At 65.2% G+C, this 24725-nt stretch carries 27 protein-coding genes; 17 read left to right on the forward strand and 10 right to left on the reverse strand.

Annotated elements, in window-relative coordinates; translation table 11 throughout:
- The first annotated feature begins 111 nt into the window (after window positions 1–111).
- Genes AC07OK_RS09335 through AC07OK_RS09355 form a run of 5 tightly spaced genes read left to right on the forward strand, consistent with a single transcriptional unit; the run spans window position 112 to window position 4610 of the window.
- Window positions 112–1044, forward strand: a complete 933-nt coding sequence (locus AC07OK_RS09335) for a 4-hydroxyproline epimerase (RefSeq protein WP_494690048.1) — start codon at window positions 112–114, stop codon at window positions 1042–1044.
- On the forward strand, window positions 1029–2147 hold the full coding sequence (locus AC07OK_RS09340; protein WP_494690049.1) for an NAD(P)/FAD-dependent oxidoreductase: 1119 nt from the start codon (window positions 1029–1031) through the stop codon (window positions 2145–2147). Before AC07OK_RS09335 ends, AC07OK_RS09340 begins: the two co-directional genes overlap by 16 nt.
- Window positions 2140–2394, forward strand: coding sequence for a (2Fe-2S)-binding protein (locus tag AC07OK_RS09345; RefSeq protein WP_494690050.1), 255 nt, complete (start codon window positions 2140–2142; stop codon window positions 2392–2394). The genes AC07OK_RS09340 and AC07OK_RS09345 overlap by 8 nt, the downstream gene beginning before the upstream one ends.
- Window positions 2391–3656 carry an FAD-dependent oxidoreductase gene (locus AC07OK_RS09350; RefSeq protein ID WP_494690051.1) on the forward strand — a complete coding sequence of 422 codons (1266 nt, stop codon included), beginning with the start codon at window positions 2391–2393 and terminating at the stop codon, window positions 3654–3656. Before AC07OK_RS09345 ends, AC07OK_RS09350 begins: the two co-directional genes overlap by 4 nt.
- A gap of 42 nt (window positions 3657–3698) precedes the next feature.
- Complete coding sequence (locus AC07OK_RS09355; RefSeq protein WP_494690052.1) at window positions 3699–4610, forward strand: dihydrodipicolinate synthase family protein; 912 nt, start codon at window positions 3699–3701, stop codon at window positions 4608–4610.
- Window positions 4611–4625: 15 nt separating this feature from the next.
- Here AC07OK_RS09355 and AC07OK_RS09360 read toward each other — a convergent pair whose 3' ends face one another.
- The 5 genes from AC07OK_RS09360 to AC07OK_RS09380 all read right to left on the reverse strand — a co-directional run bounded on the left by AC07OK_RS09360 (window position 4626) and on the right by AC07OK_RS09380 (window position 9848).
- Window positions 4626–5615 carry a LacI family DNA-binding transcriptional regulator gene (locus AC07OK_RS09360; protein ID WP_494690053.1) on the reverse strand — a complete coding sequence of 330 codons (990 nt, stop codon included), beginning with the start codon at window positions 5613–5615 and terminating at the stop codon, window positions 4626–4628.
- Between the two features lie 85 nt (window positions 5616–5700).
- Complete coding sequence (locus AC07OK_RS09365) at window positions 5701–7092, reverse strand: MFS transporter (protein ID WP_494690054.1); 1392 nt, start codon at window positions 7090–7092, stop codon at window positions 5701–5703.
- 191 nt (window positions 7093–7283) lie between these two features.
- Window positions 7284–8573 (reverse strand): MFS transporter, encoded by a 1290-nt coding sequence (locus tag AC07OK_RS09370; protein ID WP_494690055.1) that lies wholly within the window; start codon window positions 8571–8573, stop codon window positions 7284–7286.
- Between the two features lie 80 nt (window positions 8574–8653).
- A complete protein-coding gene (locus AC07OK_RS09375; RefSeq protein ID WP_494690056.1) occupies window positions 8654–8974 on the reverse strand; it encodes a thioredoxin family protein in 321 nt (106 codons plus the stop codon).
- A 4-nt stretch (window positions 8975–8978) separates the two neighbouring features.
- On the reverse strand, window positions 8979–9848 hold the full coding sequence (locus AC07OK_RS09380; RefSeq protein ID WP_494690057.1) for a ChaN family lipoprotein: 870 nt from the start codon (window positions 9846–9848) through the stop codon (window positions 8979–8981).
- A 256-nt stretch (window positions 9849–10104) separates the two neighbouring features.
- Here AC07OK_RS09380 and AC07OK_RS09385 point away from each other — a divergent pair, with 256 nt between their 5' ends.
- Entirely contained in the window at window positions 10105–10461 is a 357-nt protein-coding gene (locus tag AC07OK_RS09385; protein ID WP_494690058.1) for a PEP-CTERM sorting domain-containing protein, read from the forward strand.
- Window positions 10462–10473: 12 nt separating this feature from the next.
- Here AC07OK_RS09385 and AC07OK_RS09390 read toward each other — a convergent pair whose 3' ends face one another.
- The 3 genes from AC07OK_RS09390 to AC07OK_RS09400 are packed head-to-tail and all read right to left on the reverse strand — an operon-like array spanning window position 10474 to window position 12671.
- Complete coding sequence (locus AC07OK_RS09390; protein ID WP_494690059.1) at window positions 10474–10644, reverse strand: hypothetical protein; 171 nt, start codon at window positions 10642–10644, stop codon at window positions 10474–10476.
- 28 nt (window positions 10645–10672) lie between these two features.
- On the reverse strand, window positions 10673–11077 hold the full coding sequence (locus AC07OK_RS09395) for a DUF3224 domain-containing protein (RefSeq protein WP_494690060.1): 405 nt from the start codon (window positions 11075–11077) through the stop codon (window positions 10673–10675).
- Between the two features lie 10 nt (window positions 11078–11087).
- The gene (locus AC07OK_RS09400) at window positions 11088–12671 is read right to left on the reverse strand and encodes a sensor histidine kinase (protein ID WP_494690061.1); all 1584 of its coding nucleotides are present in this window, start codon (window positions 12669–12671) and stop codon (window positions 11088–11090) included.
- Between the two features lie 168 nt (window positions 12672–12839).
- On the opposite strand from AC07OK_RS09400, the gene AC07OK_RS09405 reads away from it, so the two are divergent.
- Both AC07OK_RS09405 and AC07OK_RS09410 read left to right on the forward strand, forming a co-directional pair.
- A complete protein-coding gene (locus AC07OK_RS09405; protein ID WP_494690062.1) occupies window positions 12840–13187 on the forward strand; it encodes a hypothetical protein in 348 nt (115 codons plus the stop codon).
- The gene (locus tag AC07OK_RS09410) at window positions 13180–14025 is read left to right on the forward strand and encodes an HDOD domain-containing protein (RefSeq protein WP_494690063.1); all 846 of its coding nucleotides are present in this window, start codon (window positions 13180–13182) and stop codon (window positions 14023–14025) included. The genes AC07OK_RS09405 and AC07OK_RS09410 overlap by 8 nt, the downstream gene beginning before the upstream one ends.
- Before the next feature lie 65 nt (window positions 14026–14090).
- Here AC07OK_RS09410 and AC07OK_RS09415 read toward each other — a convergent pair whose 3' ends face one another.
- Both AC07OK_RS09415 and AC07OK_RS09420 read right to left on the reverse strand, forming a co-directional pair.
- The gene (locus AC07OK_RS09415; RefSeq protein WP_008451968.1) at window positions 14091–14423 is read right to left on the reverse strand and encodes a hypothetical protein; all 333 of its coding nucleotides are present in this window, start codon (window positions 14421–14423) and stop codon (window positions 14091–14093) included.
- Between the two features lie 312 nt (window positions 14424–14735).
- Entirely contained in the window at window positions 14736–15074 is a 339-nt protein-coding gene (locus tag AC07OK_RS09420; RefSeq protein WP_494690064.1) for a hypothetical protein, read from the reverse strand.
- A gap of 150 nt (window positions 15075–15224) precedes the next feature.
- Between AC07OK_RS09420 and AC07OK_RS09425 the strand changes: the two genes are divergently transcribed.
- The 9 genes from AC07OK_RS09425 to AC07OK_RS09465 all read left to right on the forward strand — a co-directional run bounded on the left by AC07OK_RS09425 (window position 15225) and on the right by AC07OK_RS09465 (window position 24724).
- Complete coding sequence (locus tag AC07OK_RS09425) at window positions 15225–16292, forward strand: PhoH family protein (RefSeq protein ID WP_494690065.1); 1068 nt, start codon at window positions 15225–15227, stop codon at window positions 16290–16292.
- Window positions 16276–16740 (forward strand): rRNA maturation RNase YbeY, encoded by a 465-nt coding sequence (ybeY, locus tag AC07OK_RS09430; RefSeq protein ID WP_494690066.1) that lies wholly within the window; start codon window positions 16276–16278, stop codon window positions 16738–16740. The genes AC07OK_RS09425 and ybeY overlap by 17 nt, the downstream gene beginning before the upstream one ends.
- Window positions 16741–16829: 89 nt before the next feature.
- Window positions 16830–17714, forward strand: coding sequence for a CorC family transporter (locus AC07OK_RS09435; RefSeq protein WP_494690067.1), 885 nt, complete (start codon window positions 16830–16832; stop codon window positions 17712–17714).
- The gene (gene lnt / locus AC07OK_RS09440; protein WP_494690068.1) at window positions 17714–19285 is read left to right on the forward strand and encodes an apolipoprotein N-acyltransferase; all 1572 of its coding nucleotides are present in this window, start codon (window positions 17714–17716) and stop codon (window positions 19283–19285) included. The genes AC07OK_RS09435 and lnt overlap by 1 nt, the downstream gene beginning before the upstream one ends.
- Before the next feature lie 91 nt (window positions 19286–19376).
- Window positions 19377–20294 (forward strand): glycine--tRNA ligase subunit alpha, encoded by a 918-nt coding sequence (gene glyQ / locus AC07OK_RS09445; RefSeq protein ID WP_494690069.1) that lies wholly within the window; start codon window positions 19377–19379, stop codon window positions 20292–20294.
- A gap of 15 nt (window positions 20295–20309) precedes the next feature.
- Complete coding sequence (gene glyS / locus AC07OK_RS09450; RefSeq protein ID WP_494690070.1) at window positions 20310–22418, forward strand: glycine--tRNA ligase subunit beta; 2109 nt, start codon at window positions 20310–20312, stop codon at window positions 22416–22418.
- 15 nt (window positions 22419–22433) lie between these two features.
- Entirely contained in the window at window positions 22434–23000 is a 567-nt protein-coding gene (gene gmhB / locus AC07OK_RS09455; RefSeq protein ID WP_494690071.1) for a D-glycero-beta-D-manno-heptose 1,7-bisphosphate 7-phosphatase, read from the forward strand.
- A 66-nt stretch (window positions 23001–23066) separates the two neighbouring features.
- Complete coding sequence (locus tag AC07OK_RS09460) at window positions 23067–23759, forward strand: lysophospholipid acyltransferase family protein (protein ID WP_494690165.1); 693 nt, start codon at window positions 23067–23069, stop codon at window positions 23757–23759.
- Window positions 23760–23776: 17 nt separating this feature from the next.
- Window positions 23777–24724, forward strand: coding sequence for a M48 family metallopeptidase (locus tag AC07OK_RS09465; RefSeq protein ID WP_494690072.1), 948 nt, complete (start codon window positions 23777–23779; stop codon window positions 24722–24724).
- Window position 24725: the final 1 nt, after the last annotated feature.

Consider the following 24725-nt stretch of genomic DNA (forward strand, 5'->3'; position numbering starts at 1 on the left):
GCCAGCGGCGCCGGGCGGCGTCTCCTGTTTTATCGCTGTTATGCAGATTTCGTCATCGATCATGCGCAGGAGATGCAAGACAGCGGGCCTCAGGAAGCTTAAGATTTGAGCATGAAAACCATCTCCATCATCGACTCCCACACCGGCGGCGAACCGACCCGCCTGGTGACCGACGGCGGCCCGGAATTGGGCCAAGGACCGCTCAGCGAGCGGCTCGCCCTGCTGAAACGCCAGCACGACCGCTTCCGTTCCGCCGTGGTGTGCGAACCACGCGGCTCGGATGTGCTGGTCGGCGCACTGCTGTGCCAGCCCTACGAGGCCGATTGTGCCGCAGGCGTCATCTTCTTTAACAATGTCGGCTACCTCGGCATGTGCGGCCACGGCACCATCGGCCTGGTCGCGTCGCTGGCCTTCATGGGCCGCATCGGCGCCGGCCGCCACCGCATCGATACACCGGTCGGCGTGGTCGAGGCGGAGCTGCATGCCGACGGCAGCGTCACGGTGGACAACGTGGCCTCCTATCGCAGCCAGACCCAGGTCACGGTCGAAGTGCCGGGCCACGGCCCGGTCACCGGCGACGTGGCGTGGGGCGGCAATTGGTTCTTCCTGGTTTCCGGTCACGGATTGGAACTGGGGGTTGGTAACGTCGAGGCGCTGACCGCCTACACGGTGGCCGTCGGCGCGGCGCTGGAAAAAGCCGGCATCACCGGCGAGGGCGGCGCGCTGATCGACCATATCGAACTGTTCGCGCCATCGCGCACCGGCGCCGACAGCCAGAGCTTCGTGCTCTGTCCCGGCAAGGCCTACGACCGCTCGCCTTGCGGCACCGGCACCAGCGCCAAGCTGGCCTGCCTGGCGGCCGACGGCAAGCTGGCCGAGGGCGCGCTGTGGAAGCAGGAAAGCGTGATCGGCAGCGTATTCGAGGCCTCCTACCGCTATCGCGGCGAGCAGCTGATCCCCAGCATCCGCGGCCGGGCATGGGTGAACTCGCAGGCGCAGCTGATCCTCGATCCAACCGATCCTTTCGTATGGGGCATACGGTGAGCCAGAACGACGTGATCGTCATCGGCGCCGGCATCGTCGGTGCTGCCTGTGCGGATGCGCTCAGCCAGCGCGGCCTGCGGGTGATGGTGATCGAACAGGACATGCCCGGCAGCGGCGCGACCGCTGCCGGCATGGGACACCTGGTGGTCATGGACGACAACCCGGCGGAGCTGGCGTTGTCGGCGTATTCGGTCTCCTTGTGGAATTCGCTGGTGGGCGACCTGCCGCAACGCCATGAGTACAGCCGCTGCGGCACCATCTGGGTCGCCGCGGACGAAGAAGAAATGCAAGCGGCGCGCGCCAAGGCCGACACACTGAGCGCCTACGGCATCGCCTGCGAACTGCTGGCGCCTGCCGCGCTGTATGCACGCGAACCGCAATTGCGCACCGGCCTGGCCGGCGGCCTGCTGGTCTCCGGCGATGGCCTGGTCTATCCGCCCAAGAGCGCGCGCATCCTGCTGGACCGGGCGATCCGCCGCGGCGCCACCACGCTGCGCGGCAGCGTGGCCGCGATCGAAGACAACGGCGTGCTGCTGGCCGACGGCGCGCGCCACCAGGCGCAGCACGTGGTGCTGGCCGCCGGTTCGCGTTCGGCCACGCTGGTGCCGGAACTGCCGGTGCAGCCGAAAAAAGGACACATCGCCATCACCGACCGCTATCCCGGCTTTGTCCACCACCAGCTGGTGGAACTGGGATACATCAAAAGCGCCCACGCCGCCAGCGGCGATTCGGTCGCGTTCAATTTGCAGCCCCGTCCTACCGGACAAGTACTGATCGGCTCCTCCCGCCAGTTCGACACAATCGACCTGGCGGTGGAGCCGGCCATGCTGCAACGCATGCTGCGCCATGCCGCCGCGTTCACGCCAGCCCTGGCGCAATTGAACGTGCTGCGCTGCTGGACCGGCCTGCGTGCCGCCACCCCGGACGGCCTGCCGCTGATCGGCCCCCACGCCGCGCGGCGCGGACTGTGGCTGGCGACCGGACACGAAGGATTGGGCATCACCACCTCGCTGGCGACGGCGCAGCTGTTGGCCGCGCAAATGACCGGCGACAGCACGCGCATCCCCACCGCCCCATACTTACCGGGACGTTTCAATGACTGACGTCGTCCTCAACATCAACGGCCGCGATCTGCAAGTGGCGCAAGGCGTCAGCGTGGCTGCGGCGATCGCCATGGCCGGCAGCACCGTCACCCGGCGCTCGGTTCGCGGCACGGCGCGCGCGCCCTTGTGCGGCATGGGCGTGTGCCAGGAATGCCGTGTCACCATCGACGGCCGCATGCACCAATTGTCATGCCAGACGCTGTGCGCCGACGGCATGCGCGTCACCACCGGCGAGGAGCGGCCATGACCCGCTACGACGTACTGGTGATCGGTGCCGGACCGGCCGGACTGGCGGCCGCGCATGCCGCCGTGGCGCACGGCGCGCAGGTCTGCCTGGTCGACGACAACCCGCTGGCCGGCGGCCAGATCTGGCGCGGCGGCCCGGAACAACAGCGGGACCAGCGCGCGCAAAGAATGTGGAGCGACCTGCGCGCCGCGCCCAACCTGACCTACCTGCCGCAGACGCGCGTGCTGTACGCGCCGGCGCCGCAGCAGCTGCAAGTGCAGACGCCATCGTCGTCGGCCACGCTGCACTACGAAAAACTGATACTGGCCACCGGCGCGCGCGAGCGGCTGCTGCCCTTCCCCGGCTGGACCCTGCCCGGCGTGACCGGCGCCGGCGGCTTGCAGGCCTTGGCCAAGGGCGGCTATCCGGTGCAGGGCAAGCGCGTGGTGGTGGCGGGCAGCGGCCCGTTGCTGCTGGCGGTGGCCGCGACGCTGCGCGCCAAGGGTGCGGAAATTGTCGCCATCATCGAGCAGGCGCCCTTGCCGGCGTTGGCCCGCTTCGGCTTCGGCCTGCTGGCGACGCCGTCCAAGATTACCCAGGCGCTGCAACTGGCCGCGCAGCTGAGCGGCGTCCCGTATCTGCGCGGCAGCCATGTGCACTCGGCGCTGGGCGACGGCGCGCTGCAATCAATCCTGATCCAGCGCGGCGGCGCGCGCGAGCTGGAAGCGCTGCAATGCGACTACCTGGCCTGCGGCTACGGCCTGCTGCCCAATGTCGAACTGGCGCAGGCGCTGGGTTGCGTCACCGCGTCGAACCAGCGGCAAACGACGGTGCTGGTCGACGACGACCAGTTGACCTCCGTGTTCGGCGTGTACTGCGCCGGCGAAGGGACGGGCGTCGGCGGCGTGGACCTGGCGCTGGCCGAAGGCTGCATCGCCGGCCTGGCGGCCACCCGCCAGTTCACCGCCGCGCGGCAGCTGTACGCTGAACGCGCGCGCTGGAAGAAATTCGCGGCAAGGCTGGAGCGCGCCTTTGCGCTGCGGCCGGAACTACTGAAGCTGGCCGGCGACGACACCATCGTCTGCCGCTGCGAAGACGTCTGCCACAGCGAGCTGCGCACGCACACCAGCTGGCGCAGCGCCAAGCTGCAAACGCGCTGCGGCATGGGGCCGTGCCAGGGACGCATCTGCGGCGGCGCCACCGAACTGCTGTACGGCTGGCGACCGGACGCGGTGCGGATGCCGATTTCACCGGCCCGCATCGCCAGCATCATCGACGATTAATTCACGCATTAACCACAACCGATTCATCACAAGGAGAACAGCATGGCAGCAGCAAAATGGGAAGGGGTCTTCCCCGCAGTAACGACCAAGTTCAAAGAGAACGAGGATCTCGACCACGCCGAAATGGAGAAGCACTTTTCCTTCCAGATCGACAGCGGTGTACACGGGCTGTTGACCTGCGGTTCGCTGGGTGAAGCCAGCACGCTGTCGTTCGACGAGAAGCTGGCCGTCACCCAGACCGCGCTGAACGTCGCCGCCGGCCGCGTGCCGGTGCTGGTCAACGTCAGCGAAACGCGCACCGCCACCGCCTGCCGCTTCGTCGAGAAGGCGCATGAAATGGGCGTGCAGGGCCTGATGGTGATGCCGTCGGTGCTGTACGCGGCCGACTCGCGCGAAGCGATGGACAACCTGCGCGTGATCGCCAAGGCGGCGCAGCTGCCCATCATGGTCTACAACAACCCGGTCTCCTACAAGGTGGACCTGACGCCGGAAGACTTCAAGGAACTGGATGATTGCGAATGGATCGTCGCGATCAAGGAATCGACCGACAACGTGCGCCGCATCACCGACCTGCGCAACGCCGTCGGCCACCGCTACCAGCTGTTCATGGGCGTGGACGATCTGTCGTTCGAAGGCCTGGCGGTGGGCGCGGACGGCTTGCTGGCCGGCCTGGTGGTGGCCTTCCCGAAAGAGACGGTGGCGCTGTACAAGCTGATGAAAGCCAAGCGTTGGGATGAAGCGCTCAAGCTGTACCAGTGGTTCATGCCGCTGATGCACCTGGACGTGTCGACCAAGCTGGTACAGAACCTGAAGCTGGTGGAAACGCTGGCCGGCGTCGGCAACGAGTTCGTGCGCCGTCCACGCCAGCCGCTGCAAGGCGCCGACCGCGCCCGCGTCACGGCCGTGGTGCAGGCGGCCCTGGCCACCCGTCCGGACGTCAGCCAACTGTTCTAAAAACAACCCCGGTTTTTAGCGCTTGATGGTCGAGCCGCGCAGGATCAACTGCGGTTCGATCATCGTGGTGGCGGGGGCGGGTTTGCCGTCGATCGCGGCGATCAGCTTTTCCATCGCGGCCACGCCCATGCGCTCGCTCTGCAGGTCCACCGTGGTCAGCGCCGGCGAGGTGTATTGGCCGTATTCGATGTTGTCGAAGGCCGCCACCGACAGCTGCTCCGGCAACCTGAAACCCAGCGTCTGCGCCGCTTTCATGAAGCCCAGCGCCATCAAGTCGTTGTAGCAGATCAGCGCATCCGGGTGCTCGGCGCCCAGCATGATGGACGAGCATACGCGCTCGCCTTCGGCCGCCGTCGGCGCGCCGCCTTCGTACACGGTCAGCTCCAGGTCATGCGCGGCCAGGCAGGCGCGGATGCCGGCCAGGCGCTCTTCGTCGCGCCGCGAGCGCGGAAAGCGCAGGTAGCCGATGCGCTTGTGCCCCAGCGAGACCAGGTGCCGCGTCAGCATGTAGGCGCCGCGGTGGTCGTCGCTGATCACCCATGGAATCTCCAGCCGCGACAGGCGGCCGAAATACACCAGCGGCTTGCCCAGCTCCATCACCCAGTCCATCTCCGCTTCCAGCATGCGCGAGAACATGATGATGCCGTCCACCCGGCGACTCAACGCCTCCAGCAAGGGCCGTTCGCGGTCCGGGTTTTCCTCGGTGTCGACCAGCAGCAGCGTATAGCCGTGCGCCAGCGCGACGCGGTTGGCGCCCTTGACGATGCTGGTGAAGTGGGGATTGGCCACGTCCAGCACCGACAGGCCGATGCTCTTGGTGCGCCCGGTGATCATCGACGCCGCCAACGGGTTGGAGCGGTAGCCCAGCCGGGCGATGACTTCCTTGATGGTCGCCTCCACCGCCGGCGAGAAGCGCTGCGCGCCGTTGACGAACTTCGATACGGTGGCGGTCGAGACGCCGGCCGCTGCGGCGACGTCCCGGATGGTTGCTACATTTTTTTTCATGTTCTGATTGTCGGGATGCGTGGCAGCCGGTGCTTCGGCAGCGCCAAAGGACAATCTTAGCATGACGGCATCTTCCGCCGTCCGATCACAGGTCGGTGATTTCCTTGTGGCGCGGGACCAGCACCTTCATCACGCACCACGCCACCAGATAGGCCAGCGCGCAGATGGCGAACATGATCATGTAGCCGGTGCGGATGTCGTTCACCGCTTTGTAGTAGTCGAACACCCAGCCGCCCAATTTGGTCAGCAGCACGCCGCCGATACCGCCGGCCATGCCGCCGATGCCGATCACCGAGGCCACCGATTTTTGCGGGAACATGTCGGACACGGTGGTGAAGATGTTCGCCGACCAGGCCTGGTGCGCCGAGGCGCCAACGCCGATCAGCAGCACCGGCACCCAGAAGCTGATCGCGCCCAGCGGCTGCGCCAGCAGCACCACCAGCGGGAAGAAGGCGATCACCAGCATGGCTTTCATGCGGCCGTCATACGGCGCGTGGCCACGCGCCATGAAGTAGCTGGGGAACCAGCCGCCGCCGATCGAGCCTATCATCGTCATGCTGTACAGCACAGCCAGCGGCACCACGATGGCGTCGCCCTTCATGCCGTACTGCGCCGACAGATAGGTGGGCAACCAGAACAGGAAGAACCACCACACGCCGTCGGTCATGAATTTGCCGAAGGCGAAGGCCCAGGTCTGGCGGTACTTCAGCAGCTGGAACCAGGAGACTTTCCTGGCGTCGGCGGCCGGCGCCGCAGCCGGCGCCACCTGGTCGCTGCGGATGTAGGCCAGCTCCTGCGCCGACAGGCGCTTCTGCCGGTCCGGCTTTTCGTACAGCGTGATCCAGACGCTCATCCAGATGAAGCCCAGCATGCCGATCATGATGAAGGCGGCCTGCCAGCCCCAGATGCCGGCGATCAGCGGCACGCAGATCGGCGCCAGGATGGCGCCGACGTTGGCGCCGGAGTTGAAGATGCCGGTGGCGAAGGAGCGTTCCTTCTTCGGGAAGTATTCGGCGGTGGCCTTGATCGCGGCCGGGAAGTTGCCGGCCTCGCCCACCGCCAGCACCGCGCGCGACATCATGAAGCCGAGGATGGACGGCGCGGCGACCACGCCGAAGGCGCCCAGCAGCACGCCCACGCCCTGCCCCATCGGCACCGAGAAGGCGTGCAGCAGCGCCCCCAGCGACCAGATCGTAATCGCCAGCACGTAGGCGGCCTTGGTGCCGATCTTGTCGACCACGCGGCCGGCGAACAGCATCGAGATCGCGTACACGAACTGGAAGGCGGCGGCGATGTTGGCGTAGTCGGTATTGCTCCAGCCGAATTCCTTGGACAGGTCGGGCGCCAGCAAGCTCAAGACCTGGCGGTCCAGGTAGTTGACGGTGGTGGCAAAAAACAACAATGCACAGATGGTCCAGCGGTATTTACCGACGGTTTTTCCCACCGCTTGCGCGTTCACAGGCTCGCTCAGGTTCATGGCATCACTTCTATTCTGGTTTTTGGTGATGATCTCTCGGTCTCCACGAGATCACTCTAGTCGTAAGTCATCGTACAACTATAAAACGCGATAGGCAAGCGGAAAGATGCGGATATTCAAGGGATTGCGCCATCGCGGCAGTCCGGCTCAGCGGCTGCCGCGATGGCGTTGTATGATGACATTTTATGCAATTATGGCGTTTTGGCGGTGCCGCCCTTGGCCAGCAGCAGCGCCACCAGGCTGATCACGGCCGCCGTGGACAGGTAGTAGCCGACGTATTGCAGGCCGTAGTTGGTGGCCAGCCAGGTGGCCGCGTACGGCGCCAGCGAGGCGCCCAGGATGCCGGCCAGGTTGAACGTCAGCGAGGCGCCGGTGTAGCGCACCTCGGCCGGGAACAGCTCGGACAGCATGGTGCCCAGCGGGCCGTAGGTCATGCCCATCAGGCCCAGGCCCAGCGACAGGAACACGGTCACCAGCGTGCTGTTGCCGGAGCCGAACATCGGCGCCATCGCCAGCCCGAACACGGCGATCGCGGCCGACACCCACACCAGCGTGATGCGGCGGCCGTAACGGTCGGCCCACAGCGCGGCGACCGGGATGGTCAGGCCGAAGAAGATCACGGCGAACAGCTGCTGGATCAGGAAGTCCTTGCGGCTGAACTTGAGCGCGCTGGTGCCCCAGCTCAGCGCGAACACCGTCATCAGGTAGAACAGCACGAAGGTGGCCAGCGCGATCAGGGTGCCCAGCACCAGCACGCGGCGATGGTCGCGCCAGACGGTCACGACCGGCACCTTGACCCGCTCGTTCTTCTCCAGCACCTTCTGGAAGTCCGGGGTTTCATGGATCTTCAGCCGGATGTACAGGCCGACGATCACCAGCAGCGAGCTGGCCAGGAAGGGAATGCGCCAGCCGTAGCTGAAGAACTCGGCGTCGCTCAGGGTCTGGCTCAGCAGCAGGAAGATGCCGCCCGACAGGAAGAAGCCGATCGGCGCGCCCAGCTGCGGGAACATGCCGTACCAGGCGCGTTTGCCCGGCGGCGCGTTCTCGGTGGCCAGCAGCACCGCGCCGCCCCACTCGCCGCCCAGGCCCAGGCCTTGGCCGAAGCGGCACAGCGCCAGCAGCGCCGGCGCCAGGGTGCCGATCGTGGCGTAGGTCGGCAAGGCGCCGATCACCACGGTCGAGATGCCCATGGTCAGCAGCGCCGCCACCAGGGTGGCCTTGCGGCCGATGCGGTCGCCGAAGTGGCCGAACACGGCCGAGCCGACCGGGCGCGCGAAGAAGGCGATGGCGAAGGTGGCCAGCGATTGCAGCGTGGCGGCGGCGGGGTCGCTGGCGGGGAAGAACAGTTTGGGGAACACCAGCACGGCCGCGGTGGCGTAAATGTAGAAATCGAAGAATTCAATCGTGGTGCCGATCAGGCTGGCAAACAGCACGGTGGCCGGGGAATTGGCCTTGGGCGATCCGGGGTGGGACTGACTCATGCTTGACGCTCCTGCGGGTGGATGGTGCGGCCCATCATACACACCCGCCTCGCCAGCTGCCAAGCAGATAAGTTTGCTAGCTAGGTATCGATTTGCGCAAAGGCAACGCTGATCTGGTCGGCCTGCAGCGGCCGCACCAGGCGCGCCACTTCCTGGCCGTCGCGCAGGAAGATCAGCGTCGGCCACAGCTTGACGCGGTAGGAACGGCCCAGCGCGCGGCCGGGGCCGTCCTCGACCTTGTAGTGGCGCACGCCGTCGTGGCCGGCGAAGGCTTGCGCCAGCGGCGCCTGAGCGGCCATGCAGTGGCCGCACCAGTTGGCGCCGAATTCCAGCAGGGTGGCGCCGGCCAGGGCGTCGACGGTGGCGCGGTCGGGCGCGCCGGGCAGGTAGATTTTTTCCATGGCGTCAGGATTTGGCTTTGGCTTTGAGTTCGGCGCACGGGTCCGGACGGGACTGCGGCGCCACGCTGTAGACCGCGTCGTAGCGGCCGGCGCCGTCCGCGCCTTCGACATAGCCTTCGCTGCGCACCGTCAGCGCCGGCGCCAGTTCGTTGAGCCAGCGCGCCACGCCGATGTCCTTGCGCACGTGGCCGTTGCCGGCGATCAGCACGACGTCGCGCGGCTGCTGGTCGCGCACGATCTTGGCCATCCAGATGTCGCGCGACACCTGGGCGTTGATCATGCCGTCGACCATCATCTCCGGCAGCATATTGCAGTGGCCGGCGATGATTTCCTTGTACTGGCCGCCGCGCACGTCAGCCGGCAGCGGCTGGTCGAGGTGGTAGTCGCGCACGCTTTGCGGGTCGAAGGTGGCGGCGATGCCGTCGCGCACCACGCGCGAGGCGTCGGCGCGCGACAGGTTGCCGGCGATCAGCGGCAGCTGGTAGGTCAGCGCCAGCTGGATCACCGGGTAATACAGCTGCCAGTTCCAGCGGCCGGCGCCGACCACGCGGATCACGCACTGGGCGTCCAGGCAGCCTTTCTGGGCCTTGCTCAGCACGTCCTGGTTTTCGCGGTCGAACTGTTCCATGACGATGGCCGGGCGCCAGCCGGCCTCGACCCGCTGGCGCAGCAGCTCGTAGCGCAGCTTGTGGCCGGCGGCGTTGTCGTGCACCTCGCCCAGCAGCAGCACCTGCGGATTGCCCCCCAGCGGCGCCGGCACGGCCGCCGTGGCTGCGCCAACGGCGCCCTTGCCGCCGCTGGCGCAGCCGGCCAGCAAGGCCAGCGCCGCCGCGGCGCATGTCCATCCGAATTTGCCGCCATATGTCGAAATCATCTGTGTCCGGCCCCTATGCAATCGGGTGATTGCTTGTGAAGTTGAAATTGTGAACGCCACTGGCTAGCCAGCAACAACCGTTGTTGCGGCGCACGAATTGATTGCCCAAAGAAAAATACAGATGGCAATATGTTATTAAATATGGTTTAATGCAGAATACTAGAGCACGGTTGGATCCACGACCAATCTTAGCTTGATGCATATATTTTAATGCAGCCTTAACGTCCTGCTCGTGCGGCGTAGTCAGGAGAGTATTTTGAAGAAGTTGAATTTTATAACGACATTATTGCTGACCCTGGGGTTGGCCGGAGCCGTTCAGGCTCAGGCCGCGAGCCCGGACAACAGCAAAGTTGCACCGGCAACAATCGTACTGGCCCCATGCGATGTCCACAGCACCACGCGCTGCGGCATCGACGGTGCCGTGCCCGCGGAGAAGACCGCCTCGGATAGCGATCCTGAAGCGTTGGTCAGCAACGCCCCGAATAACCAGCAAGGCAACGACCCGGTGGCCGAAGTGCCGGAACCGCAGACCTTCGTCATTCTGATGCTGGGGCTGGTCATTCTGGGCTTTTCCACGCGCAAAAGCGACGCCTCGGATAAATTTACCGACTAAGCCTGGCCGCCACTACAGGCCGCACACCCCATGGATGTTGGTGATCGCCACCCCATGCAGGATGGCGCGGCCGACGCAGGAAAGCTTCTGCAGCCCGTTCTCGGTCCCCAGTACCGCAAAGATCGCCAGCGCCAGCGCCACGCCGATTAAAATCACCAAGCCTTTGAGTGTGTCCTTGTCCATGGCGGCATTCTAGCGTGGCGCCAGGCGCCTAAGCAACGGCGTCACCCAGCGTGTAGTCGAAATCGTAGTAATGCTTGCCGCCCTCTATGCGGATCTGCAAGGTCCCGCAGAGGCCGACCAGCTCGCCGCTGCCGGAATCGGCCACCACCGCCACCTTCAGGCCGGCCGCGCCGCGCTCCATGGTGCCGGTATGCTGCAGCAAAAAGCCGCCGCGCCGCCCCTCCAGCGTCCCCTGCACTTTTTCCATCGCCACGTAGGCGCCGGAACCCAGTTCGCGATCCATATAGGCCAGCATCTCGCCGGCGCCGGAGGCGTCCAGCGCGCCGTGGTAGTGCTTGTCGAGCGACATGCGGCCGATGCCGCTCTCGGCCGCCATGGGCGACATGGTTTCGGGCGCCATCTTGACGTTGAATTCACCGCTGATTTTGGGCATTGCTGACCTTTCAATTGTGGAGACGGGCATCGGCTTGCAGCGCGGCCGGGTCGTCGACCGGCGTGACGCATGGCATGCGCAGCACGAAGCTGGCGCCCTGCCCCAGGATGCTGGAGACGGTAATGGTGCCGCCAAACTGCTTGGCGATCAAGTTGAACACGATATTGAGGCCGAGGCCGGTGCCGCCCTGGCCGCGCCGGGTGGTGACGAAGGGGTCGAACACCTTGTCCAGCATGTCCGGCGGGATGCCCTTGCCGTCGTCCACCACCTGCATCTCGATCCAGTCGGCCTGCTGCGCCACGCCGATGGTGATGCGGCCCTCGTCGCCCGCGTCGAAGGCGTGCTCGACGCAATTGAGCGTCAGGTTGGTGATCACCTGGGCCAGCGCGCCGGGATAGCTGTCGAGCATGATGTCCGGCGGGCAGGCGATGGTCACCGTGATGCGGGTCTTCTTCAGCTTGGGCTGCAGGCTCGACACCACCTCGTTGATATAGTCGCGCAGCTCGAAGCGGCGGCGCGCCTCGCTGACCTGGTCGACCGCGATCTGCTTGAAGCTGTGGATCAGGTGGGCCGCGCGGTAGGCGTTGTTCATGATCAGGCGGGTGCTCTCGGCCGCCGTTTCCAGGTAGCGCATGATGTCGGATTTCTTGATATTGCCGCTGGCGACAGACTGGTGCACCTTCTCGGTCGCCTCCATCAGCACCGAGGCGCTGGTCAGCGCGATGCCGACCGGGGTGTTGATCTCGTGGGCGACGCCGGCCACCAGGCCGCCCAGCGAGGCCAGCCGCTCGGCCTGCAGCAGCGATTCCTGCGTGCGGCGCAGGTCGTCGAGCGCCTTGGCGGTGGTCTGGGCCGACTTGCGCGCCTCGTCCTCGGCCTCGCGGATGCGCTGGATGTTCGACTTGACCTTGCGCTGGATGGCGTTGAAGCCGCGGATGACCTCGCCGAGCTCGTCGTGCCGGCTGTCGGGCAACTCCTCCACCTCGTCGCTGCCGCGCGTGGCCAGGTCGAACAGGCCGTCGCGCAGGCGCTTGAGCGGATCGAACACGATGCGCAGCGACAGCGCCAGCGCCGCCACCAGGATCAGGTCCAGCAGCAGCACCTCGGTGACCTTGCGGCGCACCTCGGCCGCCAGCGTGGCGTCGATCTGCGCGCGGCTGAAGTTGACCACCACGCGGCCGACGATGACCGGCTTGAGCGAGGCGCCGGCGGCGCCGGAATCGCGGTAGGCCAGGTCGGCCACCACCGGCGAGCCGCCGACGGCGGCGTCGTTCTCGATCGAGCTGACGCTGCCGTTTTCATTGCGCAGTTTGCCGGAGAACAGGCCGACCGAGGTGTCGTAGACGCGGATCGACACCAGTTCCGGCGGCAGCATCTCGGCGGCGACGATGTTGTCGACCTTGGCCTTGTCCAGGTCCCACAGCGCCGACGGCAAGCTGGTTTGCAAACGGGTCAGCACGCCTTGGCGCAGCCGCTGGCTGCTCACTTCCAGCTCGTGGCCGAGGCTGTACTGGGCGTAGGTGCCGGAAATGCCCAACACCAGGGTCACGATGACCACGAAAAGCAGCGTCAAGCGGCCTTGGATACCAAACATCGACCAACCTCCGTGCATTGATGGAATTGACGGCAACGTCCCAATGTACGGTATGACATGCGACTTGGCAAGTTGTGGCCCCCATCGTCATGCCGCCGCGGCAGACTTTGCTTGCCCGCAATGGTAAGATCGGGCAATGTAGACGAGGTGGCAAACCGGGAGGGCATCATGACAGGCAATTATCATCAACTGACGCTGGCGGAGGTAAGGCCGGGCATGGTCCTGTCGGACGTGCTGCTGGACATGCAAGGCCATGTGCTGCTGCCCCAAGGCACGCTGCTGACCGAAGCCATGCTGGCGCTGATGCCGCGCCACGGCATCGCCATCCTGCCCATCCTGAAAGACGAAGTATCGCCGGAAGTGGCGCAGGCGACGCTGGAGCACCACGCGGCGCGCATCGCCCACCTGTTCCGTAAAAACGACGCCGACAGCGACAGCGACTGGGCCACCGCGCTGCTGCGCCGCTTCGTATCGGACTTCCGCCTGGGCTTACCGGAGACCCCCGAGCATGAGTAATACCCTCAGTTACGACGACGTCGTCCGCACGCTGGACGACCTGCCTTCGCTGCCGGCGGTGGTGATGGAGCTGCTCAACAGCATCGACCAGGACGATGTCGACATCTCGGTGCTGGCCAAGAAGGTGTCCTACGACCAGGCGCTGACGGCCAAGACGCTGCGCCTGGCCAACTCCTCGCTGTACGGCCTGCAGGTCAAGGTGACCACCATCCAGCAGGCGATCACCTACCTGGGCTTCCAGACCACGCGCAACCTGATCACGGCGGCGGCCGTCACCGGCTGCTTCGCCGAGAGCCATTGCCCCGGCTTCGACCACAAGGCCTTCTGGCGCCACTCGATCGCCACCGCCGCCTGCGCCAAGGTGCTGGCGCGGCAGATGCGCTTCAACCAGGACTACGCCTTCACGGCCGGCCTGCTGCACGATATCGGCCGGCTGGTGCTGGTGTCCTGCTTCCCGAACCAGTATTCGGAAACCCTGGCCTACCGCGACGCCCACGATTGTTATCTGCTGGACGCGGAGCGTACCGTGCTGGGCGTCGATCATGTCGACGCCGGGCTGGCCCTGGCGGAGCACTGGAATTTTTCCGATACGATGCGGCTGGCCATCGGCGGCCATCACGACCCGGAAGCGCCGGGCGCAGGGTTCCTGGCCGCCATTATTCATGTGGCCGACGCCATCGTGCATGCGCTCGATCTGGCGCAGGTGCAGGACGATCTGGTCCCGCCTGTGTCCACCGTGGCCTGGACTGCGCTGGGCCTCGATGAGGAAATCTATCTGCAATTGTTCCGCGAGACGGAACTGCAATATGAAGAAATTTCAATGGTGCTGCTGAGCTGAACGCGCTCCCTGCCGGCCGGCTTCAACTCAAGCCCGGCAACGGCAGGTGCGAGCGTGCGGGCGCATTAGTGACGCGCGTAGTTTCCGGCCTCGGCCTTTTCGGTGCGCTCTTCTGGCTTTGGACGGCCCTGGGCGTCGGACAGGCGGTACTTGGTGCGGCGGTCGCCCATCAGGTCGCGCAGGTCGCGGATGCTCATGCCGGTCACTTCGTGCATGCGGATCAGCAGCGAGGCGCCGACCGGCAAGCGGTGGTGGCGGATCTTGCTGATGACCGGCGGCGCGACTTCCAGCAGGCGCGACAGCGCGGCGTCGTTTTTCAGTTGCATCTTGCCGAGCAAGATGTCCAGGAGATGGTTGGGATTGTAGCTTTCCTGGGAAGCAAGTGCGTGATGTGCCATGGTGATCCTCGTTGGTTGGGTGAATGAAGTGTGCAGGCCTGAACTTAAGGACAACTTAGATTCCTCAGCCTAAGTTTTCCGGCCCAGCTGATTGCCTTTCGTGCAAGATTATTCTATGCTCAAAAGGGCCTGTTCCTGCCGTTTTCCGTCGAGCGAAGATTGTTCGACATCAATCGCCGGCTAGAAACCTTAGCAACAATGCTATTTCATCACATGGGGCTGGAGGGTGTCGCACGCAAGAACTTGTAGGAAACTGTTACACAAAGCAAGTTCGTCTTTACAGGCGGGGGACGGGGCTCAGGTGGGACGCAATCAGGCGGTGGTGTCGATGTGGCGGCCCAGGGTTTTCTCGCCCTGGCGGCGCTCCTGTTCGGCGTGTTTGTCGGCGGCCTGGGCGGCGCGGCGCTGCAGCGCGGTGGCGTCGTCATTGGCCTGGGCGCGGCTGCGCTGGGTGTCGGTATTTTTTTCCACGCGGGTCTGCACCGCGCGTTCGGCGCCGTTGCTGCGCTGTTCGCGCCCGACGCTCTCGGCCGAGCTCGCCTGCTGGGCGCGCTGCTGCTCGCGGTGGGCGCGGGTTTCGCGCTGGTTGGCCGCCTGCACGCTGTCGAGCGGGGTGCTGATGCGCGAGGATGAAATCACATTCGCCGCCATGAAACCCTCCACTAGAAATTGCCGGCAGGCTACTCTTTCACTGTAGAAGCTCAGGTGCTTGAAATCAAGCCCTATCGCATCTGGCGGCGGCAAATTACGTTAAACTATCGCCTGTGCCGGCACTGCCGGCCTCTCTCATAAAGCATCCCATTGAAAACCAAAACACCAGTCCAGCCGCACTACTTTGTCCCGGAACCGCTCGATAACGCGCGTCTGGCCCATCTGTGCGGCCCCCTCGACGAAAACCTGCGCCAGATTTCCGCCGCGCTGGACGTCACCATCTTCCGTCGCGGCGAGAAGTTCATCGTCAGCGGCCACAACGCCGAACGGGCGGTGCAGATCCTCGAACAGTTCTACGCGGTCGCCAACAAGATCGTGCCGATCGAGGAAGTGCAGCTGGCCCTGGTCGAGCAGCGCGCCGGCCTGGCCGCGGCCGCCATGCCGGCGGCGCCGGACCAGCCGCGCGCGGTCGAGACGCCGTTCGTCGAGCCCGACATCAACAGTCCGATCCTCAAGACCCGCCGCGCCGACCTGCGCGGCCGCACGCCGCACCAGATCCGCTACCTGCGCAACATCCTGGAGCACGACATCAGCTTCGGCGTCGGCCCGGCCGGCACCGGCAAGACCTACCTGGCGGTGGCCTGCGCGGTCGACGCGCTGGAACGCGACGCCGTCAAGCGCATCATCCTGACCCGTCCCGCGGTCGAGGCGGGCGAGCGCCTGGGCTTCCTGCCGGGCGACCTGGCGCAAAAGGTCGATCCCTACCTGCGCCCGCTGTACGACGCGCTGTACGACCTGCTGGGCTTTGACCGCACGCAGAAAATGTTCGAGAAGCAGGTGATCGAGATCGCGCCGCTGGCCTATATGCGCGGCCGCACCTTGAACCACGCCTTCGTCATCCTGGACGAGGCGCAGAACACCACCGTCGAGCAGATGAAGATGTTCCTGACCCGCATCGGCTTCGGCAGCAAGGCCGTGATCACCGGCGACGTCACCCAGGTCGACCTGCACAAGAGCCAGAAGAGCGGCCTGGTCGACGCGGTCCAGGTGCTGAAGGATGTGCGCGGCATCGCCTTCAGCCACTTCAACAGCGAGGACGTGGTGCGTCACCCGCTGGTGGCGCGCATCGTCGACGCCTACGAAACGGCGCACAACCACGAAGCGGAAATCGCTCCCCTCCTCAAAGCCACAGCCCTCAAAAATGTCCGTAAAAAATAAACTGACGCTGTCGGTGCAATATCCCGACGCCCGCCTGCAGGAAAGCATCACCCGTCCGAAGATACGCCGCTGGGTGCAGGCCGCGCTGTTCGCGCCGGCCGAACTGACGATACGCTTCGTCGACGCCGAGGAAGGCCGCGCCCTGAACCGCGACTACCGCGAGAAGGACTACGCCACCAATGTGCTGACCTTCGCCTACAACGAAGGTGAAGAGATGGCGGACGACGCGCCGACCCAGGCCGACATCATCCTCTGCACCGACGTGCTGGAACGTGAAGCGGCCGAGCAAAAGAAAACCGTGGAAGAACACGCCGCCCACCTGATCGTCCACGGCGTGCTGCACGCCCAGGGCTACGACCACATGGACGACGAGGAAGCGGCCGAGATGGAAGGCATCGAAACCGACATCCTGGCCGGCCTCGGCTACGCCGATCCCTACGCCGACTGAGCGGACGGAGCTGTCTTTTTGACAAAAACGGCTCCGCCTCCCCATTTGGTGTATCCTATACCCCTTCGAAACAACGGCTCACGCCTCCTATGCAAGAGCACTCTAGTGGCGTCAAGACTGACGCCAAACCCCATCGGTCACTGTTTGAACGCCTGACCGCACTGATATCCCCAGAGCCAGAGAACCGCGCGGAACTGCTCGAAGTTCTGCATGACGCCCACGAACGCAACCTGATCGACGCCGACGCCCTGTCGATGATCGAAGGCGTGTTCCAGGTGTCGGATCTGTCCGCCCGCGACATCATGATTCCCCGCTCGCAGATGGATGTCATCGACATCTCCAAGCCGATCGAGGAGTGGATGCCGCAAGTGCTGGCCACCGCCCACTCGCGCTTCCCCGCCATCGAAGGCGAGCGCGACAAGGTGATCGGCATCCTGCTGGCGAAAGACCTGCTGCGCTACTACGCCGAGGAATCGTTCGACGTGCGCGACATGCTGCGCCCCGCCATCTTCATCCCCGAATCGAAACGCCTGAATGTGCTGCTGCGCGACTTCCGCGCCAACCACAATCACATGGCCATCGTGGTCGATGAATACAGCGGCGTGGCCGGCCTGATCACCATCGAAGACGTGCTGGAACAGATCGTCGGCGACATCGAGGACGAATACGACTTCGACGAGGAAGAGGACAACATCCTGTCGATCAAGGAAGGCGTGTACGGCCCGCGCTGGCGCATCAAGGCGCTGACCGAGATCGAACAATTCAACGAAGAACTCGACACCGCGCTGCCGGACGACGACGTCGACACCATCGGCGGCCTGGTCGCCAAGCACCTGGCGCGCATGCCGCACAAGGGCGACGTGTTCGACATGGAAGGCCTGCGCTTCGAAGTGCTGCGCGCCGACGCCCGCCAGATCCACGTGCTGCTGGTGGAAAAACTGCCGGCCGCCGCTGACGCCGGCGACGACGCATAATGCGTTTTCGCCGCGCCAACCCGAACGATCCTCCCAAGCCGCAACGCTCCACCCGTGGCCGCATGGCCATCACCGCCGTGGCCGGCGCGCTGTGCGTGTTCGCCTTCGCGCCGTTCGGCTGGTGGCCGCTGGAAATCCTCGGCCTGGCGACCTTGTTCTACCAGGTGCTGCGCAGCAGCGACGTCAAGGCCGCCGGCCTAATCGGCTGGGCCTTCGGCTTCGGCTGGACCGCCGCCGGCACCCACTGGCTCTACGTTTCCCTGCACACCTACGGCGCCATGGCGGCGCCGCTGGCCGCCGCCGCCGTGCTGCTGCTGGCCTGGGCCATGGGCTTCTACGTGGCGCTGGCGATGGGCACGGCGGCCTGGCTGCGCAAGCGCTGGGCGCTGCCGCTGCCGGCCGCCAACCTGCTGGTGCTGCCGGCCATGTGGTCGCTGTTCGAATGGCTGCGGGGATGGCTGTTCACCGGCTTCCCGTGGCTGTCGGCCGGCTATGCCCACAACCACAGCCCGCTGGCCGGCTACGCGCCGGTGATCGGCATGTACGGCCTGGGCTGGCTGGCGGCGGTGATCGCCGGCGCCCTGCTGTTGCTGCTGCACCGCACGCGCCTGCGCGCGGCCGGGCTGATCGTCACCATCTCGGTGGCCGGCGTCGCCCTGGGCTTGCTGCACTGGACCTACCCGGAAGGCAAGCCGATCTCGGTGCGCCTGCTGCAAGGGAATATCCCGCAGGACGAAAAATTCAACGGCTCGCGCGTGATGTCGGCGCTCAAGCTGTACCAGGACGCCATCACGGCGGCCCCGGCCGACCTGATCGCCACGCCGGAGACGGCCATCGTCATGCTGCCGCAGCAGCTGCCGCCCGACTACCTGCCCGGCATCGCCCAGTTCCTGAACAAGACCAACAGCAACCTGATCCTGGGCATCCCGCTGGCCGACAGCCAGACCGCCTACTTCAACAGCGTGATCGGCATCCCCTCGCGCCTGGGATCGAACTACTACCGCTACGACAAGCACCACCTGGTGCCGTATGGCGAGTTCATTCCGCTCGGCTTCCGCTGGTTCGTCAACCTGATGTCGATCCCGCTGGGCGACCAGACCAGCGGCCGCGACATCCAGCCCTCGTTCACTATCAAGGACCAGCGCGTGCTGCCGAACATCTGCTACGAAGACTTGTTCGGCGAAGAGATCGCCGACCAGCTGAACAAGCCGGCGCAGGGCCAGAAAGCGGCCACCATGCTGCTCAATGTCTCGAACCTGGCCTGGTTTGGCGACACCATCGCCATCCCCCAGCATTTGCAGATCTCGCAGATGCGCACGCTGGAGACCGGCCGCCCGATGCTGCGGGCGACCAACACCGGCGCCACCGCCATCATCAATGGCGAAGGCAGGGTGGTCCAGCAGCTGCCCGTGAACACCTACGGAGCGCTGGCGGCCTCGGTGCAGGGCATGGGCGGCAGCACCCCGTACATCCTGTGGGGGAACAAGCTGTTCCTGGCGCTGGCCGCGCTGTCGCTGGCCGGCGCCTGGTTTTGGGCCAGGCGCGCAAAAAACCAGCCCAAAGCCGCTTAATCTCTACAGGCTCCCTGTAAAACCCGCTAAAATTGCCCCTTTAGCGAAACTGCAACCGCGCGCCCATGGGCTGCGCCACCGACCACACAAGATGCTGACATTTCAACAAATTATCCTGACCTTGCAAACCTACTGGGACAAGCAAGGCTGCGCCCTGCTCCAGCCCTACGACATGGAAGTCGGCGCCGGCACCTTCCACACCGGCACCTTCCTGCGCGCGATCGGCCCGGAGCCTTGGCGCGCGGCCTACGTGCAGCCGTCGCGCCGCCCGAAGGACGGCCGCTACGGCGAGAATCCCAACCGCGGCCAGCACTACTACCAGTACCAGGTGGTGATGAAGCCGGCCCCGGAAAACATCCTGGACCTGTACCTGGGTTCGCTGGAAGCGCTGGGCCTGGACCTGAAGCAGAACGACGTCCGCTTCGTCGAGGACGACTGGGAGTCGCCAACCTTGGGCGCCTGGGGCCTGGGTTGGGAAGTCTGGCTGAACGGCATGGAAGTGACGCAGTTCACCTACTTCCAGCAAGTGGGCGGCCTCGATTGCAAGCCGGTGCTGGGCGAAATCACCTACGGCATCGAACGCCTGGCCATGTACCTGCAGGGCGTCGAGAATATGTACGACCTGGTGTGGACCACCTGGGAAGAGAATGGCGAGACCAAGACGCTGAAGTACGGCGACGTCTTCCACCAGAACGAAGTGGAACAGTCGGCCTACAACTTCGAGCACTCGAACACCGAGCTGCTGTTCGCCCAGTTCAACAACCACGAATCGGAAGCCAAGCGCCTGATCGAGCTGCAACTGACCCTGCCTGCGTACGAGCAGATCATGAAGGCCTCGCACAGCTTCAACCTGCTCGACGCGCGCGGCGCCATCTCCGTGACCGAACGCGCCGCCTACATCGGCCGCGTGCGCGCCCTGTCGCGCCTGGTCGCGCAAGCCTACTACGATTCGCGTGAACGCCTGGGCTTCCCTATGGCCCCCGCCGCCGCCATCGCCGCCGCCGAATAAAACGATATAAATAATATGACTCAAACTCTGCTCATCGAACTACTGACCGAAGAACTGCCGCCGAAGGCGCTCGCCAAACTGGGCAAGGCTTTCGCGGACGGCATCGTCAACGGCCTGAAATCGCGCGACTTCCTGGAAGCCGACAGCGTCGCCACCCCGTACGCCTCGCCGCGCCGCCTGGCCGTCTCCATCACCAAGGTGCGCGCCACCTCGCCGGACAAGGCTATCCGCGAAAAAGTGCTGCCGGTGTCGGTGGCGCTGGACGCCGCCGGCAACGGCACGCCGCCGCTGGCCAAGAAACTGGCCGCGCTGGGCTTCCCCGACCTGACCGTGGCCGACCTGGAACGCGCGCAGGACGGCAAGGCCGAAAGCTTCTTCTACACCTACACCGCCGCCGGCAGCGCGCTGCAAGCGGGCCTGCAAACGGCGCTGGAAGAATCGATCGCCAAGCTGCCGATTCCTAAGGCGATGAGCTACCAGCGTCCGGACGGCGCCACCGTGCAGTTCGTGCGTCCGGCGCACAGCCTGATCGCGCTGCACGGCGCCAGCGTGCTGCCACTGACCCTGCTGGGCCTGACCGCGTCGAACGTCAGCGAAGGCCACCGCTTCCTGACCGCACCGGGCCAGCGCATGATCACCATCGCCAACGCCGACAGCTACGCCGCCACGCTGGCGAGCGAAGGCAAGGTACTGGCCGGCGTTGAAGAGCGCAAAGAGAAAATCCGCGCCGAGCTGCTGGCCAAGGCCGGCGCCGACCAGGTGCTGATGCCTGAAGCGCTGCTGGACGAAGTGGCCGCGCTGGTCGAATGGCCGGTGGTCTACGAGTGCAAGTTCGAGGAAGAGTTCCTGGCCGTGCCGCAGGAATGCCTGATCCTGACCATGCAGACCAACCAGAAATACTTCGCGCTGACCGACGCCAACGGCAAGCTGCGTTCGCGCTTCCTGATCGTCTCCAACATCGCCACCGACACGCCGACCGCCATCATCGACGGCAACGAGCGCGTGGTGCGTCCGCGCCTGTCCGACGCCAAGTTCTTCTTCGAGCAGGACAAGAAGAAGACGCTGGAATCGCGCCTGCCGCTGCTGGACAAGATCGTCTATCACAACAAGCTGGGCTCCCAGGGCGCGCGCGGCGAACGCGTCGCGGCGCTGGCCGGCCACATCGCCACCTTGATCGGCGGCGAAGCCTCGCTGGCGATCCGCGCCGCCAAGCTGTCGAAGGCCGACCTGGTCACCGAGATGGTCGGCGAGTTCCCTGAGCTGCAAGGCATCATGGGCACCTACTACGCCCGCAACGACGGCGAGCCGGAAGATGTGGCGCTGGCCGCGTCCGAGCACTACCAGCCGCGCTTTGCCGGCGACGCCTTGCCAACCACGGTCACCGGCACTGCCGTTGCCCTGGCCGACAAGCTGGAAACCCTGATCGGCATCTGGGCCATCGGCCTGGCGCCGACCGGCGACAAGGACCCGTTCGCGCTGCGCCGCCACGCGCTGGGCGTGCTGCGCATGCTGGTCGAGAAACGCCTGCCGATTTCGGTCAACCAACTGCTGTCGAACGCGGCGCAGATGTTCAAGTTTATCGTCGACTTCAAGGACCCGTCGGCCGACGTCTACACCTTCATGATCGACCGCCTGCGCGGCATCCTGCGCGAGCGCGGCTTCTCGCCGAACGAGATCGAAGCTGTCGTGGCCCAGAACCCGGACCGCCTGGACGACATCGTGCAGCGCCTGGAGGCCGTGCAAGCCTTCGCCGCGCTGCCGGAATCGGCCTCGCTGGCCGCCGCCAACAAGCGCATCACCAACATCCTGAAAAAGAACGAGGAAGCGCTGGCCGCAGCCGGCAACAGCGGCGTCAACGTCGCGCTGCTGCAGGACGCCGCCGAGAAGAACCTCAACGCCGCCGTGGTGCGCGTGCTGCCGGAAATCGACGCCGCCTTCAACCAGGGCGACTTCGCCGGCACGCTGAAAACGCTGGCCCAGCTGCGCGAGGAAGTCGACGCCTTCTTCAACGACGTGATGGTGATGGCCGAGGATGTCGCCCTGCGCAACAACCGCCTGGCCTTGCTGTCGTCGCTGCACGGGATGATGAACCGCGTGGCCGACATTTCGAAGCTGGCGGCCTAAATGGGTGGGCCGTCCATGAAACTGATCATCCTCGATCGCGACGGCGTCATCAACCACGATTCGCCGGACTTCATCAAGTCGCCGGCCGAGTGGATCCCGGTCCCCGGCTCGCTCGAAGCGATCGCCCGCCTGAACCAGGCGGGTTATCGGGTGGTCGTGGCGTCGAACCAGTCGGGCATCGCCCGCGAGTTCTTCGACATGACGATCCTGAACGCGATCCACCAGAAGATGCACAACCTGGCGCAGCAAGTGGGCGCCAGCATCGACGCCATCTTCTTCTGCCCGCACGCCGCGGTCGACAGCTGCGATTGCCGCAAGCCCAAGCCGGGCATGTTCACGGAAATCTCGCAACGTTATAAAATCAGCCTGAAAGGCGTGCCGACCGTCGGCGATTCGCTGCGCGACCTGCAAGCCGGCTATGTCAGCGGCTGCGTGCCTTACCTGGTCCTGACCGGCAAGGGCGAGAAAACCCAGGCCACGGGTGGCCTGCCACCGGGCACCATGGTCTTCCCCGACCTGGCCGCGATGGTCAATCACCTGCTGAAAACCAGCGCCCCGCCGGCGCTGCACGTCGTTAGCTAAACAGTTTTGGAGTCTGCATTGGGTCATCCCGTCTTGTTTCTGCGTTCCCTGATCTTCACCATCGTCATGGTGGTATCGACCATCGTCTGGGCCTGCGTGTGCTTCCTGGTCGCGCCGCTGCCGTACAACAAACGCTTCTTCGTCACCGCGCGCTGGAACGTCTTCATGATCTGGTGCCTCAAGGTCATCTGCGGCATCCGCTACAAAATCAAGGGCGCCGAGAACTTCCCGGACGCGCCGGCCATCGTGCTGTCGAAGCACCAGTCGGCATGGGAGACCATCTTCCTGCTGCCTAACATGCCGCGCCCGCTGGTGTTCGTGTTCAAGAAGGAGATCCTCTACATTCCCTTCTTCGGCTGGGCGATGGCGCTGCTGCGCATGATCCCGATCGACCGCAAGCAGGGCAAGAACGCCTTCATGGACGTGGTCCGCCACGGCAAGCGTCGCCTGGCCGACGGCCAGTGGATCATCATGTTCCCGGAAGGCACCCGCATCCCGGTCGGCAAGGCGGGCAAGTACAAGAGCGGCGGCACGCGCCTGGCGATCGAGACCGGCGCCGTGGTTGTGCCGATTGCGCACAACTCCGGCGAGTGCTGGCCAAAAAATTCTTTCATCAAGCGGCCCGGCCTTGTTACAGTATCGATAGGCAAACCGATTTCGCCGGAAGGCCAGACCCCGGACAGCATGATGCAACAGGTGGAAAATTGGATAGAATCAGAAATGCGCGTCATTTCGCCCCACGCCTACAACGCTGGCTAGATGATCTAGCCACGCTGGTGAAGCCGGCGTCGCCGAAAGACGACGCCAGCCAACTGGACCTGTTTGGACGGGAGGCGCAGTCGTCTCTCAAGCCGGTGTACACCGCACCGGTATGGTCGATTCCGACCTCGCCCACCTCGAATACCCCTCCTCCCGTTTCGCCCTACGTGGCGCCGCCGCAGACCGCCGTGCCGGTCAAGCCGCGCGCGCAGACGCCTCCGCCATCCGACCAGCTGCCCAAGCGCCAGCTGATGGTGGGTGACTTCGTGCTGGAATATTCGCTGCGCCGTTCGACCCGGCGCTCGATCGGCTTCATGATCGACGACGAGGGTCTGCGCGTGACCGCGCCCAAGCGCATCAGCATCGCCGAAATCGACAACGCCATCCGCACCAAGCAGCACTGGATACTGAGCAAGCTGAAAGAACGCCGCGAACGCCGCGCGGCGCGGCTGGAGAAGCCGCCGGTGGAGTGGGTGGACGGCGCGCAGCTGCCCTACCTGGGCGCCGACATCACGCTGCGGCTGCTGGTGGGCGGACGCAATCGCAGCAGCTACAACCCGGCCACGCGCGAGCTGTCGATGGTGCTGGTGCCCGGCGCCACCGAGACACTGCTCAAGGAGCGGGTCAAGTCCTGGTATCAGCAGGAAGCCAAGGTGCTGTTCGAGCAGCGGCTGGACGTGTTTGCGGAGCGGCTGGGGGTGCGTTATCACTCGTTCGGCCTGTCGTCGGCCGGCACGCGCTGGGGTTCCTGCACGGTGGACCGCAAGATCCGCCTGAACTGGAAGCTGATCCACTTCTCGCAGCCGCTGATCGACTACGTGATCGCGCACGAACTGTCGCACATCCTGGAGATGAACCACAGCGCGCAGTTCTGGAACACGGTCGGCCTGATCTACCCCGAATACGAGGAAGCCAAGAACCTGTTGCGCAAGCGCGCGCAGGAGTTGCCGGTGCTGTTTGCATAAC

The sequence above is a fragment of the Duganella sp. GW821-FHT07G03 genome, from assembly GCF_059418605.1.